This window comes from Rhodococcus sp. ACS1 (genome assembly GCF_002300155.1).
GTDB classification, from domain to species: domain Bacteria; phylum Actinomycetota; class Actinomycetes; order Mycobacteriales; family Mycobacteriaceae; genus Rhodococcus_F; species Rhodococcus_F koreensis.
Window position 1 is genome coordinate 215,684 of the sequence record NZ_NSDZ01000010.1, and the last position, 18,129, is coordinate 233,812.

The window sequence follows — 18,129 nt, forward strand, 5'->3', positions numbered from 1 at the left end:
GGAAGTGAGCCCCGATGACGGAATCGGCAGCACTGAAAGATGCGGAGTGGGTGCGGAATCTGCCCGAAGGTCTCCGGTCTCAGGTGCCGACTCTCGCAGCCGTGTACTTCCGGCACGTCGATCGCGGTGACAGCGAGAGCGCCGTCAACGGCGCCTCCGACGCAGTGCTCGGCGCGCACCTGACACTGGCGCTGCATCGGCCTCCGGAGCGCGCGATCACCCGGGTCTACCGGCCGGGCGACGGGCGCGAACTCGGTGCGTCGCTGCAGATCGTCACGGACGATATGCCGCTGCTCGTCGAATCGATCACCGCGCTGCTGAACCGTCTCGGCATCGGGATCAGCGAATTCGTGCACCCGATCGTCTCGGTGCGGCGTGATCCGATCGGCGCACTGCGCGGAATCCTCATGGGCGACAAGGCCAAGGATGCCGGCGAGGACGGTGTGTCCGAGTCGTGGATCCACGTCCAACTCGATCCGCGTGCCGACTCCGCGGTTCTCGACACGCTCGAGAAGGAGGTCGGCACCGTCCTCGCCGACGTGCGCCAGGTGGTCCGGGACACCGACATCATGCGCAAGCTCGAGCGGACGCTGGCCGACGAACTGGAGGCCTCCGCAACCTGTCCAGGTGTGTCGAAGAACGACCTGGAGGACTGCGCCGACCTGCTGCGGTGGATGTCGCAGGGCAATTACGCGGCGCTCGGGTACCGGCGATTCGAACTGGGGGAGCCGGACGATTCCGGCACCCGGAGCCTGCAGGTGGTGCCGGGCAGCGGTCTCGGGCTGCTGCGCTCCGACACGGTCACCGAAGGCCCGCTGAGTCTGCCGCCGGCCGCCGAGATCCCCGACCGCCCGCTGCTCGTGCTCACGCAGGGCTCGTTCCCCGCGACCGTGCACCGCTCGGTCTACCCGTTCTTCGTCGGTGTGAGCATCCTCGACGCGAACGGCAACATCACCGGTGAGCACCGCTTCCTCGGCGTCTTCACCGTCACGGCCCTGCACGAGAACGTCCTCGACATTCCCGTGATCGCCCGCCGGGTGCGCAAGGTGATCGACCGGGCCGGGTTCCAGTTGAACTCGTATTCGGGGCAGGCGATGCTGGAGGTAATCCAGTCGTTCCCGCGCACCGAACTGTTCTCCAGCGACGCGGACACCCTGTTCGACACGGTGACGGCCGTGCACAGCATCGGGCTCAGGCGCCAGGTGCGCCTGTTCGTGCGCGAGGACTTTCTCGGACGGTTCGTCTCCTGCCTGATCTACCTGCCCCGGGATCGGTACACCACCCGGGTCCGGCTCGCTATGCAGGACATCCTGCTGCGGGAATTCGGCGGCGGCACTTTGGAATACACTGCACGCGTCACGGAGTCCGATCTGGCGTTGCTGCACGTGACGATTCGCAAGAACACCGAACAGATGGGGTCGCGGCTCGACCTGTCGGACGCCGACCGCGAACGGGTCCAGGCGATGCTGGCCGAGGCGAGCCGCAGCTGGGACGACCACCTCGGGGACCTCCTGCCGGTCACCGCCGGTGTGGATCCCATTCTGGCGCAGCGGTATGCGGACGTGCTGCCCGAGGGGTACAAGGAGGATTTCGACGCCACCCGCGCGTTGTCGGATCTCGCGAGGCTCGAGGCGCTCGAAGGCGGCTCCATCGACCTGCTGCTGTATCGCGACCGCGGGGCGGAGGTCGGGCACTGGCGGTTCACCCTGTACGTGGGCGGCGACGGTATTTCGCTGAGCCAGGTGCTCCCGGTGCTGCAGAGCCTGGGCGTGGAGGTCCTGGACGAACGGCCCTACCAGATTCCGCGGCCCGACGGGTTGACGTGCTGGATCTACGATTTCGGGTTGTCGGTGCCGGCGGAGTTGCTGCGCTCCTCGGTGGAGGACGACCTGGATGCCGAACTCGCCGCCGAAGAGGCATCCGCGGCCGAACCGAAGCTTCAGGAACGGTTCACGGACGCGTTCACCGCGGTCTGGTTCGGGCGGGCGGAGGCCGACCGGTTCAACGAACTGATCCTGCGGGCGGGAGTGTCGTGGCGGCAGGCCGTGATCCTGCGTGCGTACGCAAAGTATCTGCGCCAGGCGGGTTTTCCCTACAGCCAGTTCCACATCGAGGGGGTTGCGCTGGCCAATCCCCGGTCGGCGTACACGCTCGTCGAGTTGTTCGAGGCGATGTTCGACCCGGAAACGCCCTCACCCGACCTGGTGGCCGAACTCGACACCCGTCTGCGGGAGTACATCGACTCCGTGGTCAGCCTCGACGCGGACCGCATCCTGCGCGGTCTGTTCGGGCTGATCAAGTCGACGCTGCGCACCAACTACTTCGTCACCGGCGAGACAGGGGAGCCGCCGGCGCATCTGTCGATCAAGCTCGATCCGACCTCGATCCAGGAACTGCCGAAGCCCCGGCCGAAGTACGAGATCTTCGTGTACTCACCCGACGTCGAGGGTGTGCACCTGCGGTTCGGGTCCGTCGCCCGTGGCGGATTGCGCTGGTCCGACCGGCGTGAGGACTTCCGCACCGAGATCCTGGGATTGGCGAAGGCGCAGGCCGTGAAGAACGCGGTGATCGTCCCGGTCGGGGCGAAGGGCGGCTTCGTCGTCAAGAATCCCCCGACGCCGTCGGGGGACGCGGCGGCCGACCGCGCCGCCGCGCTCGAGGCGGGCCAGGACTGCTACCGCACGTTCATCTCCGGGCTCCTGGATCTCACCGACAACGTCGATCAGGTGTCGGGCGAGATCGTGCCTCCTACCCGGGTGGTGCGGCGGGACGGCGACGACCGGTACCTCGTCGTGGCCGCGGACAAGGGCACCGCGAAATTCTCCGACCTCGCCAATTCGGTTGCCGAGCAGTACAACTTCTGGCTCGGCGACGCGTTCGCGTCCGGTGGGTCTGCCGGCTACGACCACAAGGGGATGGGCATCACCGCCCGCGGCGCCTGGGAGAGCGTGAAACGGCACTTCCGGGAGATGGGGGTCGACACCCAGACGGAGGACTTCACGACGGTCGGTGTCGGCGACATGAGCGGCGACGTGTTCGGGAACGGCATGCTCCTGAGCAGGCACATCCGGTTGGTGGCGGCGTTCGACCACCGGCACGTCTTCCTCGACCCCGATCCCGACGCCGCGACGTCGTTCGAGGAACGGTCCCGGATGTTCGCGCTGCCCCGGTCGTCGTGGGCCGACTACGACACCAGCCTCATCAGCGAGGGCGGGGGAGTGTGGGACCGGACCCGCAAATCGGTCCCGATCAGCGCCGCCGCGCGCGCCGCCCTCGGACTCGACGACACCGTCACCGAACTCTCCCCACCGGAACTGGTCCGGGCGATCCTGTGTGCCCCGGTGGATCTGCTGTGGAACGGCGGCATCGGCACGTACGTCAAGGCGTCCACCGAGACCAACGCGATGGTGGGCGACAAGAGCAACGACTCGGTGCGCGTCGACGGCAACGAGGTGCGGGCCAGGGTGGTCGGTGAGGGCGGCAACCTGGGGGTGACGGCGCTCGGCCGCATCGAGTACAGCCAGAACGGCGGCCGGATCAACACCGACGCGATCGACAACTCCGCGGGCGTGGACTGCTCCGATCACGAGGTGAACATCAAGATCCTGCTGGACTCGCTGGTGAGCAGCGGCGGTCTGCCGCGGGAGGACCGCAATCCGCTGCTGGCGTCGATGACCGACGAGGTGGCCCACCTTGTTCTCGCGAACAACATCGCCCAGAACAACCTCCTCGGTGTCTCCCGGACGAGCGCGGTCCCGATGCTGAGCGTGCACCGCCGCCAGATCGAGCACCTCGCGTCCCGCCGCGGCCTCGACCGGAAACTCGAGGCCCTGCCCACCGAGGAGGAGATCGCCCGTCGCAGGCAGGCCGGGCAGGGGCTGACGTCCCCGGAACTCGCGACCCTCACCGCGCACGTGAAGCTGGCGCTCAAGGACGACCTCCTCGCGACGGACCTGCCCGACAGCGAGACGTTCGCGCCGCGCCTGCCGCGGTACTTCCCGACGGTGCTGCGCAAGCGGTTCCGGACGGCGATCAAGGCGCATCCCCTGCGCAGGCAGATCGTGGCCACGATGCTCGCGAACGAGACCATCGACAACGGCGGCATCACCTTCGCGTACCGATTGGCGGACGAGGCGGGAGCGAGCAGCACCGACGCCATCCGCGCGTATGCGGCGGTCACCGAGATCTTCGCCCTGCCCGACCTGTGGTCGAGGATCCGGTCGGCGAACATCGCCGCGGACATCGAGGACGACCTGATCCTCGAGTCGGGCCGGGTTCTCGACCGGGCGTCGCGCTGGTTACTGACCAATCGGCCCCAGCCTCTCGCGGTGGGCGCCGAGATCGCCCGCTACTCGGCCGACTTCCGGGCCCTCTCGCCGAAGGTCCCGCAGCTCGTGCGGGGGCATCAGCTCACCGACGTGGAGCTGCGGGCGCGGCCGCTGGTCGTCCGCGGAGCGCCCGAAGACCTCGCCTTCGAGGTGTTCCGGCTTCTGGACAAGTTCTGTCTGCTCGACATCATCGACATCGCCGACATCGCCGAGCGCGATATCGACGAGGTTGCCGAGCTGTACTACGAACTCGACGCGCACCTCGGCATCGACTGGCTGCTCAGCGCGGTGTCCACCCTCGCGCGCGGTGACCGCTGGCATTCGCTGGCCCGCCTCGCGTTGCGCGACGACCTCTACAGTTCGCTGCGCCAGCTCACGATGGAAGTGCTCCTCGGTGGCGAACCTCACGAGACCCCGCAGGAGAAGATCGACGACTGGGAGTCGACGAACGCGTCCCGGCTGGCCAGGGCGAGGTCCGCTCTCACCGAGATTTTCGAGTCTGGGACCCTTGACCTCGCGACGCTCTCGGTGGCGGCGCGTCAGGTACGCAGCATGGTGCGCGGTATGGGCACCCGATCGGAGGTATGACGTTGAGCGAGGGCTTTCACGCGGAGGTCGAAGTTCGATGGTCGGACATGGACGTCTTCCAGCACATCAACCACGCTCGGATGGTGACGCTGCTGGAGGAGGCGCGGATTCCCTGGCTGTTCGAGGACGACCGGCCCACGGTCACGTTGCGTGACGGCGCGGTCATCGCCGACCTGCACGTGCGCTACCGCGGGCAGCTCCGGCACAGCGATTCACCGCTGGACGTGCTGATGTGGGTCGAGAAGGTTCGCGCCGTCGATTTCACGATCAACTACGAGGTCCGCCCGAAGGGCGTCGACGTCTCGGTCGCGCCGTCCATCATTGCGTCGACGCAGATCGCGGCGTTCGACATCGACACTCAGCGGCTCCGCAGGATCATGGACGTCGAGCGCGGTTACCTGGAGAGCTGGCAGCGTGCATGAGCGCGTCCTGTCGATCCCGGACGCGACGGAGCGCGGCGATCTCGCCACCTTCCTCACCCGGGTGGTCCGGTTGGACGAGGCGACGGTGGTGCGTCTCCGCCAACGCGGACCCGGCCGTCTGACGGCCTGGGCGGCAACCGGTTTCGACGCGCTGGCGGTGCGCACGATCGCGGGGACGATCACCCCGGACGACACGTCGGCTGCCGGTGACCAACTGCTCGCCGCGCTCGAAGCGGCGACCGCAGCCGACATCGATCCGGGGTTCTCGATGGATTCGGCGTGGCGGGGCGCCCTGCCTCCGACGGAGGGTTTCGTCCACGTCGACGACGTTCCGGCGCGCGTCCTGGTCGACCTCGCACAGCGCGGTGCGGCGCTGGCGCAGGAGCACGGCAGCAGCCACGGCCCGCCCGCGTCACTGCTCGACCAGGAGGTCCTGCGGGTGGAGGGCGCGGGGCAGACGGTCGGCATCCCGATGCGGGTGGTGTTCGCGCTCACCGCGATGGGGTTCGTCCCGCACGCCGGCTCGGATCGGTTGACCGCCGACATCGACCTCGACCGCATCGACGCCTCGGAACTGGTCCGGGTGCGGGCCACCGCCTCGTGGCTGCGGGTGGACGCCCGGTTCGGGTCGATCTACCGGCACCGCGGTGGGGGGATTCCGCTGTCGGTGGCCCGGTAGGCCGGGCGCACACCGCAACTGGGTGGGTCCGGGTCAGATGAGCCACGCAGCCGCGTTCGGCGGAAGCTGTCCCTCGACGAGCGGCGCGCTGCTGAGCAGCACCTCGCCGGGAGGCAGCGAGATCGGCGCCTCGGTGGCGTTCAGGGCACAGATCAGACCACCGCGCCTGCGGAAGGCGAAGCAGCCCTCGGGACTGCCGTACCAGTCGACTCCGGGACCGGAGAACTCCGGACGGAACGAGCGCAGTTCGAGTGCCGCCCGGTACAGCGAGAGCGTCGACGTGACGTCCTCGAGTTGCGCTTCGACGGTCAGGCCTGCCCACTCGGCAGGCATCGGCAGCCAGGGCTCGCCGCTGCTGAACCCGAACGGCGGTTCGGTGCCCTCCCACGGAACGGGCACCCGGCATCCGTCGCGGCCCCGTTCGGTGTGACCGGACCGTTCCCACACCGGGTCCTGCAACGCCGAATCGGGCAGGACGACGTTCGGCAGGCCGAGTTCGGCGCCGTTGTACAGGAACGCCGCACCCGGCAGCGCCAGTTCGACGAGGATCATGGCCCGGGCGCGTGCGGTGCCGATCTCGCCGCCGCCGTACCGGGTGACCTCCCGTTCGACGTCGTGGTTCGACAGGGTCCAGGTGGGGGTTCCGCCGACCTGGTCGACGGCGGTCAGGGAGTTCTCGATCGCCTCCCGGACAGTCTCCGCCGAGAACTCGGCCTCCGCCAGCCGGAAGTTGAACCCGAGGTGCAGTTCGTCGGGCCGGATGTACTCGCCGAAGCGTTCGTTGTCGCGGACCCAGATCTCCCCGACGGCCACCGTGCCCGGGTACTCGTCGAGGATCTTGCGGATGCCGCGGTGGATGTCGTGGACTGCGGGGTTGTCGAACCGCGGGTCGTCGTCCGAGTTGTGCAGCAGTTCGTTGGCGGACCAGTCGTGATCCGGCAGACCTTCCGGCTTCGCCATGCCGTGCGCGACGTCGATGCGGAATCCGTCGATACCCCGGTCGAGCCAGAACCGGAGCGTCTTCGTGAGATCCTCGACGACCTCCGGGTTGTCCCAGTTCAGGTCGGGTTGCTCCGCTGCGAAGATGTGCAGGTACCACTGGCCGGGCGTGCCGTCGGCCTCGGTGATCCGGGTCCACGCCGGACCGCCGAAGATGCTCGGCCAGTTGTTCGGCGGCTCCGCGCCGTCCTCGCCGCGGCCGTCGCGGAAGATGTACCGGTTGCGTTCCGGACTGCCCGGCGGCGACGCCACGGCGGCGCGGAACCAGTCGTGCTCGACGCTGGTGTGATTGGGCACCAGGTCCATCGTCACCTTGATCTGGCGCGCGTGCGCCGCCTCGATCAGGTCGTCCATGACCTCGAGGTCGCCGAACAACGGGTCGATGTCGCGGGGATCGGACACGTCGTAGCCGTGATCGGCCATCGGGGAACGCATGACCGGGCTCAGCCAGAGGGCATCGACGCCGAGCAGTTCGAGGTAGCCGAGTTTGTCCCGCACTCCCTGGAGATCGCCGACGCCGTCACCGTTCGCGTCGGCGAACGAGCGGGGATAGACCTGGTAGAAGACGGCGTCGGACCACCAGGGTGCCGGCTGTGTGTCGTCGGCGGATGTTTCGGCGGGAGTGCTCACAATCGCCCATCGTGCCAAACGATCGTCCCCGCCACGACTCGACCGGCGTAATCGGCGCGCGTCGGCTTCAGAAGGCGGAGTTCACCATCGACGCCGCGGCCATGTCCATGTACTCCCGGAGAGCCTTGCGATGCGCGTCGTCGAGGGTCCCGGAATCGATCGACGCGATCGCCGTGTGCATGCACCGCAGCCACGCGTCGCGCTCGATCGGGCCGATCTTGAACGGGTGGTGACGCATCCGCAGTCGCGGGTGGCCGCGCTCGTCCGAATAGGTGTGCGGTCCGCCCCAGTACTGCTCGAGGAACATCCGCATCCGGCGCTCGGCCGGACCCAGATCTTCCTCGGGGTAGAGGGGCCGGACGATGTCGTCCTTGGCGACTTCCTCGTAGAAGCGCGCGGTGAGCTTGCGGAACGTCTCCGCTCCGCCCACCGCCTCATAGAAGGTCTGCTGCACGTCAGTCATGGCGTCTTCCATTGTGCACGTGCGGGCGGGAACCGTCTTCGTCACCGTCTGTTCACCGAATGTCCTGCATTTTTGTCGGAAATGGGCGTGCGCACGCAGGCAATTCATGGTGCACTTGGTGGCAATCTCCCGGAGGTCGCATGAAGAATCGACACAGCGCCCGCGCGCACCGACAACTCGTGCCCACTGATGCCCGGAGTGCCGGGGTTTCAGGGGCGTTTGCTTTACAAGTGATCACCGAAGGCTCCGCGCACAGCGCCGAGCCTTCTTTCCCGGGCGAGAATGCGGTTCCGCTCTGGATCAAGCGCCGGGTGCTTCTCCTGAACGTCACCTACGAGCCGCTCACCGCCCTTCCTGCCCGCCGTGCCGTGGTGTTGATGACCTGCGGTAAGGCCGACACCGTCCACGAGGATCCCCAGGCCCCGGTCGTCCACTCCGAGCAGTGGTCCGTTCAGGTGCCGTCCGTGATCCGCCTCCGGAACTACGTCCGCGTCCCGTATCGCGCGCGCGTTCCGATGACCCGCGCGGCCCTCATGCACCGCGACCGGTTCCGCTGCGCCTACTGCGGGTCCAAGGCCGAGACGGTCGATCACGTGGTTCCCCGCAGTCGTGGCGGCGAGCATTCGTGGGAGAACTGCGTGGCCTGCTGCGCGCCCTGCAACCATCGCAAGGCGGACAAGTTGCTGAGCGAACTCGGCTGGACGCTCCGGGCCTCTCTGGTGCCGCCGTCGGGCCCGCATTGGCGACTGCTGGCGTCGACGAAGGACCTGCACCCGTCGTGGATGCCCTACCTCGGTGAAGGCGCCGCCTGAGCGTTCCGCACGACCGCTCTTCGAAGTTCGGCCCTGACGCTTCCCTTCGCACGGTTCTGGGCTACCGTTTGCGTTGTGAGCATTCTCGAGACAGTGCTGATATTCGTAGGAATTCCGGCGTTGATCACCGCCTTCTTCGCGGCGATGTCGTTCGTCGGCAAGAAGACGCCGGGCCCCGTGCCGCCCGCGTTCCACCTCGGCGAGGAATGGACGCATGCGCCGGTGCTGTGGAGCGCCGTCGACGAGGTGACCACGCACGGTCATCACGGCGGGCACCACGGCGCGCACGCCGGTTCGGAAGACCTGATTGGAGGCTCGGCAAGTGGCAAGTGGTGACCTGATCCCCGCGACCGTATCCGCGGACAATCTGCCCGTCGGCAGCGTCGTGACCGCCAGTGGTCGCATCTCGGGCGTGCACCGCGTCGGTGAGCCCTTCACCGACGACCTGCCGTTCACGACGGACGAACTCGTCCGCCTCGACGATGCCCTCACCGAAGGCACCCGCAAGACGAAGGTGCGCTTCAACGCGTACGTCGGCGACCTCGGCGAGAACACCGCGGCCGGCGCCGATGCGCTCTTCCCGACGACTCCCGAGGCGGAACGGTCCGTCCTCATCGCGGTCTCGCCCAACCAGCGGACGGTCGAGATCCGCAGCGGCCGGGCCGTGGCCGACCGGGTCACCGACCGGGTCGCCCAGCTCGGGGCGACGGCAGCGGTGTCGTCGTTCGGCGACGGAGACCTCATCGACGGTCTCGTCAGCGCCATTCGCGTGATGAGCGCGGCGATCGCCTCGCCGTAGATCCGCACAGATCGGCTTCCGCACGGCCCGTCACCGTTCAGTCCCGCTGAACTGTGACGGGCCGTCGGTGTGTCGGCGGCCGAGGGGGCTGAACCGTCCTCGACTTCTGTCGGTGGTCGATGCGAACATATGTTCGTGTCCGATTCGCCGCGCCCGCGCATCTCGAGTGGCGCCGAGGCGACCATCCTGCACGCCGACCTCGACGCGTTCTACGCCTCGGTGGAGCAACGGGACGACCCCGCACTGCGGGGTCGTCCGGTGATCGTCGGCGGTGGTGTCGTGCTGGCTGCGAGCTACGAGGCGAAGGCGTACGGGGTGCGCACGGCCAGTAGCGGTGCGCAGGCGTTGCGCCTGTGTCCGCACGCCGTCGTGGTGCGCCCGCGGATGTCGGCGTACGCGGCCGCGAGCAAGGCCGTGTTCGAGGTCTTCGGGCACACGACACCGCTGGTCGAGGGTCTGTCGATCGACGAGGCGTTCCTCGACGTCGCGGGTCTGCGCAAGATCGCGGGCACACCGGTCGACATCGCGGCGCGACTGCGCCGCGACGTGCGCGAGCAGGTGGGTCTGCCGATCACCGTCGGCGTCGCGAGAACGAAGTTCCTCGCCAAGGTCGCCAGCGCGGTGGGTAAGCCCGACGGACTGCTGCACGTGCCGCCGGACGGCGAGATCGAATTCCTTCACCCGCTGCCGGTCGAACGGCTGTGGGGAGTCGGGGCGGTGACGTCGCGCAAGCTCCGCGACGCCGGGATTGCCACCGTCGGCCGGCTGGCCCACTATCCGGAAGAGTTGCTCGTGTCCATCGTCGGACCGGCTGCGGGCCACCACCTCCACGCGCTCGCCTGGGCGCGGGATCCCCGTCCCGTGCAGGTGGGACGCAGACGGAGATCCGTCGGCGCCCAGCACGCCCTGGGGCGCAGACCCACGTCGAGGGAGGACGTGGACGCCGCCCTGGTGACGCTGGTCGACCGGGTGACGGGCCGGCTGCGCCGCGGCAGGCGGGTGGGGCGCACGGTGGTGCTGCGGCTGCGGTTCGACGACTTCACCCGTGCCACCCGGTCGCACACCCTGGCGCAGCCGTCGGCGCAGACGCAAACGATCCTCACCACGGCCCGGGGCCTGCTCGGCAACGCGATGCCGATGATCGAGAGCAAGGGCATCACCCTCGTCGGCGTCGCGGTGGCCAACCTCGAGGACGACTGCCCGCAGCAACTGGCGCTGCCGTTCGATCCCTACACCCGCAGCACGCTCGACACCACGCTCGACAGCCTCCGCGACCGGTTCGGCTCCTCGGCGGTAACCCGCGCGGTCCTGTTGGGCCGGGATCAGGGGGTGAGCGTGCCGATCCTGCCGGACTAGGCCGGCAGGATCGGCCACCGATCAGCTCGCGTCGAACTTCCGGGCCGCGAGCGAACGGACGATTCCCGCGCGGCCCTCGACCACCAGGCGGCGCAGGGCCGGCGGACGGTCGCCGGCCAGGAACTCGTCGGCCGCCGCCACGGACTCCTCGCTGATCGACCACGACGGGTACAGCCCCACCACCACGGTCTGTGCGACCTCGCTCGAACGCCGCTCCCACACCGCGGGAATGTCCGCGAAGTAGCGGGCGACATACGGCTCGAGGATGTCGGACTGACCGTGACCGGCGAACGCGCCGATGATCGAGCGGGCGGTGATGTTCGGCACGGAGTCGTCGCCGACTACCCGGTTCCAGGCCTGTTCCTTCACCGCGGCCTGCGGGCGGACGGTGGCCGCGGCGGCGGCGTTGCGGGCCCCTGCCGCGGTCGGGTCGCGTTCGGCTTCGGCGTCGATGAACGGCGTCTCGATGCCTTCGGCGTCGATCTCACCGGCCCCGGCGAGGGCGGTGACGAGACGCCAGCGCAGATCCGTGTCGACGACGAGCCCCGGCAGCCCGACCGTTTCCGGTGCGGCGTCCAGCAGTTCCTGCAGGACCTCGGTGTGCCACGGCGACAGCTGCGCGCCCGCCAGCGCGTTGACGAACGCCAGCTGATGGTCCGACCCGGCCTCGGCTTCCCGCGCCAGTTCGAGCAAGCGGTTCGCGAAGTCGGGCCAGCCGTGTTCCTTGGACCACCCGGGTTCGGCGTAGCTGTGCAGCGCGGTCTGGGCCTGCATCAGCAGTCGCTGGACCACGCCGACCTCGGTTTCGGCGCCGATGCCGCGCTGCACGAGGGCAATGAAGTCCCGCGCCTTGAGTTCGGCCTGCCGTGTCATCTCCCACGCCGCCGACCACACCAGGGTGCGGGGGAGCGGCTCCTCGATGTCGCCGATCCGCTCGATGGCGGCGGCCAGCGAGTCGGGGTCGAGCCGCAGCGAGCAGTACGTGAGGTCGTCGTCGTTGACGAGGATCAGCTGACCGCGTTCGACACCGACGAGTTCGGTGACGTCGGTGCGTTCGGTGGCGTCGACGTCGAGTTCCACCCGCTTCGTGCGGACGAGCTTGCCGTCCCGGTCGTCGTACACGCCGACCGCGATGCGGTGCACCCGGTGCTCACCGGCACCCGGTGCGGCGCCGGACTGCAGAACGGTGAACCGGGTGAACTTCCCGTCCGCGTCGACGTCGAACTCGGGACGCAGGATGTTGAGCCCGGTCGTCTTGAGCCACTGGGTGCCCCAGTCGGACAGGTCGCGGCCCGAGGACTTCTCGAGTGCGCCGAGGAGGTCGTCGAACGTGGCGTTGTCGAAGGCGTGGTCGCGGAAGTAGTCCCGCAGACCGGACAGGAAGGGGTCGAGCCCGACGTACGCGACGAGCTGCTTGAGGACGGAGGCGCCCTTCGCGTACGTGATGCCGTCGAAGTTCACCTCGACCGCGGCGAGGTCCGGGATGTCGGCGGCGATGGGGTGGGTGGACGGCAGCTGATCCTGCCGGTACGCCCAGGACTTCTCGACGTTGGCGAACGTGGTCCAGGCGTTGGTGTATTCGGTGGCCTCGCTCTGGCACAGCACGGAGGCGAATGTCGCGAACGACTCGTTGAGCCACAGGTCGTCCCACCAGCGCATGGTGACGAGGTCGCCGAACCACATGTGCGCCATCTCGTGCAGCACGGTCTCGGCGCGCCGCTCGTACGACGCCCGCGTCACCTTGGACCGGAAGACGTAGTCCTCGAGGAACGTCACGGCGCCGGCGTTCTCCATTGCGCCCGCGTTGAATTCGGGGACGAACAGCTGGTCGTACTTCCCGAACGCGTAGGGGGTGCCGAAGTTGCGGTGGTAGAAGTCGAAGCCCTGCTTGGTTTCCGTGAACAGGCGCTCGGCGTCCATGTGCTGCCCGAGGGAGGCGCGGCAGTAGATCGCGAGGGGGATGTCGCCGTGCTCGTCGGAGTAGTTGTCGGTCCACTCCGCGTACGGGCCCGCGATCAGCGCGACGAGGTAGGTGCTCATCTTCGGTGTGGTGCGGAAGATGTGCCTGCCGGGTTCGGCCGCCACCGTCTCGACGGTCGCGGAGTTGGAGATCACCTTCCAGTCGGCGGGGGACGTGACGTGCACGTCGAAAGTCGCCTTCAGGTCGGGCTGGTCGAAGCAGGCGAACATGCGCTTGGCGTCGGCCGTCTCGAACTGCGAGTACAGGTAGACGGCGTCGTCGGTCGGGTCCACGAAGCGGTGCAGACCTTCGCCGGTGTGCGAGTACGCGCAGTCCGCCTCGACCACCAGTTCGTTGCGTTCCGCGAGACCGGTGAGCGTGATGCCGGTGGACTCGTCGTAATCCGACACGTCGACGGGGGAGCCGTTCAGCGTTGCCGAATGCACACGCGCAGCGACGATGTCGACGAACGTGGACGCGCCGGGGGTGGCCCCGAACGTGACGGTGGTCCGCGAGGAGAACGTCTCCACTCCGGGCTGAATTGTCGTCTCGACTCCGGGCTGAATTGTCGTCCCGACTCCGGGCTGACCTGTCCCGTCGGTGAGGTCGAGTTCGATCAGGTAGTTGTCGACGGTCAGCAGTCCGGCTCGTTCGGCTGCCTGTTCGCGGGTCAGGTTCGGTGGGGCCACAGAGGTCTCCTCGTGATCGGCGGCGGTGCTCGTACTCGATGCTGCCATCCCATCACGAGTGGGCCCGGGGCGTTAACCGGACAGGTCGGTCAACGGCACCGCGGGGTCGGCCAGCCGGTCGGGATCGACCGGGGCGGCCGAGGACACCAGTTGCTTGATCTGATCGGTGGCGTCCCAGATGTTGACGTTCATGCCGGCGAGGACGTGGTTGTCCGCGTCGAGCCAGAACGCGAGGAACTCCCGTCCGGGAAGGTTGCCGCGCACCACGACCCGCTCGTACCCGTCGGACGGCGCGTACCCGGTGTACTCCATGCCCAGGTCGAACTGGTCGGTGAAGAAGTACGGCAGCCGGGTGTATTCGGCCTCCTGGCCGAGCATGGTCGCGGCGGCGACCGCCGGCTGGTTGAGGGCGTTCGCCCAGTGCTCGACCCGGATCCGGGTGCCGAGTTGCGGATGCAGTTGCGCCGCGATGTCGCCGACCGCGACGACGTCGGGGTCACTGGTCTGCAATCCGGCGTCGACGAGAACTCCGCCGTCGACGTCGAGCCCGGCCCGTTCCGCGATCTCGACGTTGGGCGCGGCGCCGACGGCGACGAGGACCGCGTCGGCGGGCAGGACCGTCCCGTCGCCGAGTCGTACGCCGGTGGCCTTGCCGTCCTCGACGACGATCCGATCGACCGTGGCGCCGAGATGCAGCTGAACACCGTGCTCGCGGTGCAGTTCCGCGAACACGGTGCCCATCTCGGGGCCGAGCGAGCCGAGGAGCGGGAGTTCGGCGGCTTCCACGACCGTCACGTCGGCGCCCTTCTCCCGGGCGGAGGCTCCCACTTCGAGACCGATCCAGCCGGCGCCGATCACCACGAGCCGCCTGCCGTCGCCGACCGCGGCGATCAACCGGTCCGATTCGTCGACAGTGCGCAGGTAGTGGACGCCTTCGGCGTCGGAACCGGTGATCGGTGGGCGGCGTGAGCGCGAACCCGTGGCCAGCGCGAGCTTGTCGTACCCGAGCGTGGAACCGTCCGGCAGCGTCACCGTGTGGGCGCCGAGGTCGAGGGCGGTGGCGGTGGTGCCGTACCGCAGGTCCACGTGATGGTCGCGGTACCAGTCGCCGTGGTGGACGGTGAAGTCGCCGAGAGCCTTCTTTCCGGCGAAGTGTTCCTTCGAGAGCGGGGGCCGCTCGTAGGGGAGGTGTTCCTCCTCCGAGAGGAGAATGATCGATCCGTCGAAATCCTTGTCACGCAAAGCTTCTGCCGTTTTCGCTCCGGCGAGGCCACCGCCGACGACGACGAACGTGCGAGTGGAGGACATGTGAGGATGCTCCCTTCCGGTCGACCACTTCCGACCCTACTGCCGTCGGCGGGGTCTCCGGGAAGGATTCCCGGCAGCGAGGTGTTGACTGGACGGGAATGTGTACATCACCGAGAAGGAGCATCACGTGAGTGCTGGGACGAACACCGGGACCACCAAGGACGTCGCTGATTTCTGGTTCGACCCCCTCTGCCCGTGGTGCTGGATCACGTCGCGATGGATCCTCGAGGCCACACAGGTGCGGGACCTGGAGGCGAACTTCCACGTGATGAGCCTGGCCGTGCTCAACGAGGGCCGGGATCTGCCGGACGAATACCGCGAGCTGATGACCAAGGCCTGGGGGCCGGTGCGGGTGCTGATCGCGGCAGCACAGAAGCACGGCGACGAGATCCTGCTGCCCCTGTACACCGCGATGGGCACGCTCATCCACAACGAGGGCAACAAGGACCTGGGCGACGTGATCGTCAAGTCGCTCGCCGACGTGGGGCTGCCGGCCGAGCTGGCCGACGCCGCCGAATCCGACGAGTACGACGCCGCGCTGCGGGAGAGCCACGCCGCGGGCATGGACGCCGTCGGACCGGACGTCGGAACCCCGACCATCCACGTCAACGGTGTCGCCTTCTTCGGCCCGGTGCTGTCGCGGATTCCGCGGGGGGAGGACGCGGGCAAGGTGTGGGACGGCGCGGTGGCGCTCGCCGGCTACCCGCACTTCTTCGAGCTCAAGCGCACCCGCAACGAGGACCCTCAGTTCGACTGAGTCGCGTCCCGGTCACCGAGTGACGGGCCCGGCCGGATCGCCCGCGTACTGCAGTTGCAGCGGATCGCGGTAGATCTGGCCGGGTTTGACGAACAGGTGGCCGTGCCGGGTCCGGTTCCGCAGGGCGGCGGCGCGCCAGGTCAGCACCGGATGTCCCGACAGCAGATTCACGAACCACGGGAAGAACCCGCGTTCGGTGGTGGCCCGGTCGGCGAGTTCGTCGAATCCGACGACGCTCACCAGATACTTGCCCGCGCCGAGCACACCCATCGCGCCGCGGGCGCCCTGGGGCCGCACGCAGAAGCCGTGATTGTCGGCGGTGTATTCCATCGACCGGAACAGGGCGGACCCGACGACGGGAATGTAGTTGGCGGCGAACTGTCCCAGTTGCCGCCAATACGAGGCATGGCCGGCGGCGATGTGCCCGACCTCGTGGCCGATGATGAAGGCGAGGGCGTCGGGCTCGCGGGCCTCGCCGCCGATCTCGAACAGATCGCTGTACACGACGACGAAGCGGCGGAAGCCGTGCCCGGACGCGAATGCGTTGATCCGGCCGTTCCCGAGGACGACGTACGCGTCGGGCGGCTCGGCCATCCCGAACCGTGCGGCCGCTTCCGCCACCATCCGGTAGCCGTCGGGGAACTGGGTGGGCGTCATCTTGATCCCGTTCACCTGCTGCGAGCCGTACAGCTGGCCGCGGCCGACGGCGATGAGGATCGGCGCGACCAGCACGATGAGCACCCAGGTGGACACCACCCCGAGGAACAGCGCCGCGATAGCCGCCACGTAGGCGACGACGGTGAGTACGACCGCGGCCACGAGCAGCGGGATCTCCCACGAGTGCCGGGCGGGCCTGTCGTTCGGCATGAGGCCCGGCAACGGGGCCGGGGGATTCCATCCCCTCCCGCCGCCCCACTGCTGCTGCGCGGGGGCCTGCCGATGTCCCGGATACGCCTGTCCCCAGTTCTGTCCGTTGTCGGGATACATGCTGATCACGATAAGCGTCCCGGGGCCCCGGCACGATTCGCGAGGACGCCTGACAGAATCACCAGTCATGCGCGTATACCTGGGTGCCGACCATGCCGGATTCGAACGTAAGAACGAGATCATCGAACATCTGAAGGCCGCAGGCCACGAGACCGTCGACTGCGGCGCTCACGTCTACGACGCCCTCGACGACTACCCCGCCTTCTGCATCGAGACGGCACGTCGTGTCGTCGCCGACGAGGGCAGCCTCGGCATCGTGCTGGGCGGCAGCGGCAACGGCGAGCAGATCGCGGCGAACAAGGTGAAGGGTGCGCGCTGCGCCCTGGCATGGAGCGTCGAGACCGCGCAGCTGGCCCGACAGCACAACAACGCTCAGCTGATCGGACTCGGCGGGCGCATGCACTCCCTCGAGGAGTCCCTCGCGATCGTGGACGCGTTCCTCGCCGCCGAGTGGTCGAACGAGGAGCGCCACCAGCGCCGTATCGACATCCTGTCCGAGTTCGAGAAGACCGGTGTCGCGCCGGCCCTGCCCGAGGCCTGATCGTCCTTGCCCGAAGGTCACACCCTGCACCGGCTGGCCCGGCTACACCAACGCCGGTTCGCCGGTTCGCCGGTGCGGGTGCTGAGCCCGCAGGGCCGATTCTCCGAGGACGCGGCCCTCGTCGACGGCCGCGTCCTCGTCAAGTCCGAGGCCTGGGGTAAACACCTGTGGCATCACTACGAGTCCGGGCTGGTCGTGCACGTCCACCTGGGCCTGTACGGAGCGTTCACCGAAGCGGCCGTTCCCATGGAACCGCCGGTCGGGCAGGTCCGGATGCGGATGGTCGGCGCCGAATTCGGCACCGACCTGCGCGGCCCGACGGCGTGTGAGGTTCTCCACCCGCCTCAGGTCGCCGCCATCGAGGCGCGACTCGGACCGGACCCTCTGCGCAAGGACGCCGACCCCGACAAGGCGTGGAAACGCATCTCGGCGTCGAAGACCCCGATCGGGGCGCTGCTCATGGATCAGGCCGTGATCGCGGGCGTCGGCAACGTGTACCGGGCGGAGGTCCTGTTCCGGCGCGGGATCGACCCGGACAGGGCCGGCCGCGGACTGTCCCGCGACGAGTGGGACGCGCTGTGGGCCGACCTCGTCGCCCTCATGAAGGTCGGTGTCCGCCGCGGCAAGATGCACGTCGTCCGCCCCGAGGACGATCACGGGGATCCGGCATACGCGAAGGACCGCCCCCGGACGTACGTCTACCGGCGGGCGGGATCGCCGTGCCGCATCTGCGGCACACCGGTGGCCCACTCGGTCATGAAGGGCCGCAACCTCTTCTGGTGCCCGAGCTGCCAGCCGTCCTGACGGCCGC

15 protein-coding genes are annotated in these 18,129 nt (G+C 68.5%); 10 read left to right on the forward strand and 5 right to left on the reverse strand.

The genetic code is table 11. The annotated features are described in order from the left end of the window. Nucleotides 1-14 precede the first annotated feature (14 nt). The 3 genes from CJ179_RS39280 to CJ179_RS39290 are packed head-to-tail and all read left to right on the forward strand — an operon-like array spanning nt 15 to nt 6,017. On the forward strand, nt 15-4,916 hold the full coding sequence (locus tag CJ179_RS39280) for an NAD-glutamate dehydrogenase (protein ID WP_095865125.1): 4,902 nt from the start codon (nt 15-17) through the stop codon (nt 4,914-4,916). After that, complete coding sequence (locus CJ179_RS39285; protein ID WP_095865126.1) at nt 4,913-5,338, forward strand: thioesterase family protein; 426 nt, start codon at nt 4,913-4,915, stop codon at nt 5,336-5,338. Before CJ179_RS39280 ends, CJ179_RS39285 begins: the two co-directional genes overlap by 4 nt. Next, complete coding sequence (locus CJ179_RS39290) at nt 5,331-6,017, forward strand: hypothetical protein (protein ID WP_095865127.1); 687 nt, start codon at nt 5,331-5,333, stop codon at nt 6,015-6,017. The genes CJ179_RS39285 and CJ179_RS39290 overlap by 8 nt, the downstream gene beginning before the upstream one ends. 33 nt (nt 6,018-6,050) lie before the next feature. Here CJ179_RS39290 and CJ179_RS39295 read toward each other — a convergent pair whose 3' ends face one another. Further along, the gene (locus tag CJ179_RS39295; protein ID WP_072947069.1) at nt 6,051-7,646 is read right to left on the reverse strand and encodes a glycoside hydrolase family 13 protein; all 1,596 of its coding nucleotides are present in this window, start codon (nt 7,644-7,646) and stop codon (nt 6,051-6,053) included. A gap of 67 nt (nt 7,647-7,713) precedes the next feature. After that, the gene (locus CJ179_RS39300) at nt 7,714-8,109 is read right to left on the reverse strand and encodes a globin (protein WP_043824253.1); all 396 of its coding nucleotides are present in this window, start codon (nt 8,107-8,109) and stop codon (nt 7,714-7,716) included. Between the two features lie 140 nt (nt 8,110-8,249). On the opposite strand from CJ179_RS39300, the gene CJ179_RS39305 reads away from it, so the two are divergent. The 4 genes from CJ179_RS39305 to dinB all read left to right on the forward strand — a co-directional run bounded on the left by CJ179_RS39305 (nt 8,250) and on the right by dinB (nt 11,076). Further along, nucleotides 8,250-8,921: an HNH endonuclease gene (locus tag CJ179_RS39305; RefSeq protein ID WP_167372212.1), complete on the forward strand. Its 672-nt coding sequence runs from the start codon at nt 8,250-8,252 to the stop codon at nt 8,919-8,921. Between the two features lie 75 nt (nt 8,922-8,996). Beyond that, a complete protein-coding gene (locus CJ179_RS39310) occupies nt 8,997-9,257 on the forward strand; it encodes a hypothetical protein (RefSeq protein WP_012688329.1) in 261 nt (86 codons plus the stop codon). After that, entirely contained in the window at nt 9,244-9,720 is a 477-nt protein-coding gene (locus CJ179_RS39315) for a DUF5130 domain-containing protein (RefSeq protein WP_072947071.1), read from the forward strand. The genes CJ179_RS39310 and CJ179_RS39315 overlap by 14 nt, the downstream gene beginning before the upstream one ends. A 129-nt stretch (nt 9,721-9,849) precedes the next feature. Then, on the forward strand, nt 9,850-11,076 hold the full coding sequence (dinB, locus tag CJ179_RS39320; protein ID WP_072947072.1) for a DNA polymerase IV: 1,227 nt from the start codon (nt 9,850-9,852) through the stop codon (nt 11,074-11,076). A gap of 21 nt (nt 11,077-11,097) precedes the next feature. Here dinB and pepN read toward each other — a convergent pair whose 3' ends face one another. Next, nucleotides 11,098-13,725 carry an aminopeptidase N gene (gene pepN / locus CJ179_RS39325; RefSeq protein WP_095865128.1) on the reverse strand — a complete coding sequence of 876 codons (2,628 nt, stop codon included), beginning with the start codon at nt 13,723-13,725 and terminating at the stop codon, nt 11,098-11,100. A 72-nt stretch (nt 13,726-13,797) separates the two neighbouring features. Continuing rightward, a complete protein-coding gene (locus CJ179_RS39330) occupies nt 13,798-15,033 on the reverse strand; it encodes an NAD(P)/FAD-dependent oxidoreductase (RefSeq protein WP_095865129.1) in 1,236 nt (411 codons plus the stop codon). A 100-nt stretch (nt 15,034-15,133) separates the two neighbouring features. Here CJ179_RS39330 and CJ179_RS39335 point away from each other — a divergent pair, with 100 nt between their 5' ends. Next, on the forward strand, nt 15,134-15,790 hold the full coding sequence (locus CJ179_RS39335) for a DsbA family protein (protein WP_095865130.1): 657 nt from the start codon (nt 15,134-15,136) through the stop codon (nt 15,788-15,790). Between the two features lie 12 nt (nt 15,791-15,802). On the opposite strand, the gene CJ179_RS39340 is transcribed toward CJ179_RS39335, so the two are convergent. After that, nucleotides 15,803-16,777 carry a M48 family metallopeptidase gene (locus tag CJ179_RS39340; protein WP_095865313.1) on the reverse strand — a complete coding sequence of 325 codons (975 nt, stop codon included), beginning with the start codon at nt 16,775-16,777 and terminating at the stop codon, nt 15,803-15,805. A 67-nt stretch (nt 16,778-16,844) separates the two neighbouring features. On the opposite strand from CJ179_RS39340, the gene CJ179_RS39345 reads away from it, so the two are divergent. Beyond that, a complete protein-coding gene (locus CJ179_RS39345) occupies nt 16,845-17,318 on the forward strand; it encodes a ribose-5-phosphate isomerase (protein ID WP_005248193.1) in 474 nt (157 codons plus the stop codon). 6 nt (nt 17,319-17,324) lie between these two features. Beyond that, the gene (locus CJ179_RS39350; protein ID WP_095865131.1) at nt 17,325-18,122 is read left to right on the forward strand and encodes an Fpg/Nei family DNA glycosylase; all 798 of its coding nucleotides are present in this window, start codon (nt 17,325-17,327) and stop codon (nt 18,120-18,122) included. Nucleotides 18,123-18,129 lie beyond the last annotated feature (7 nt).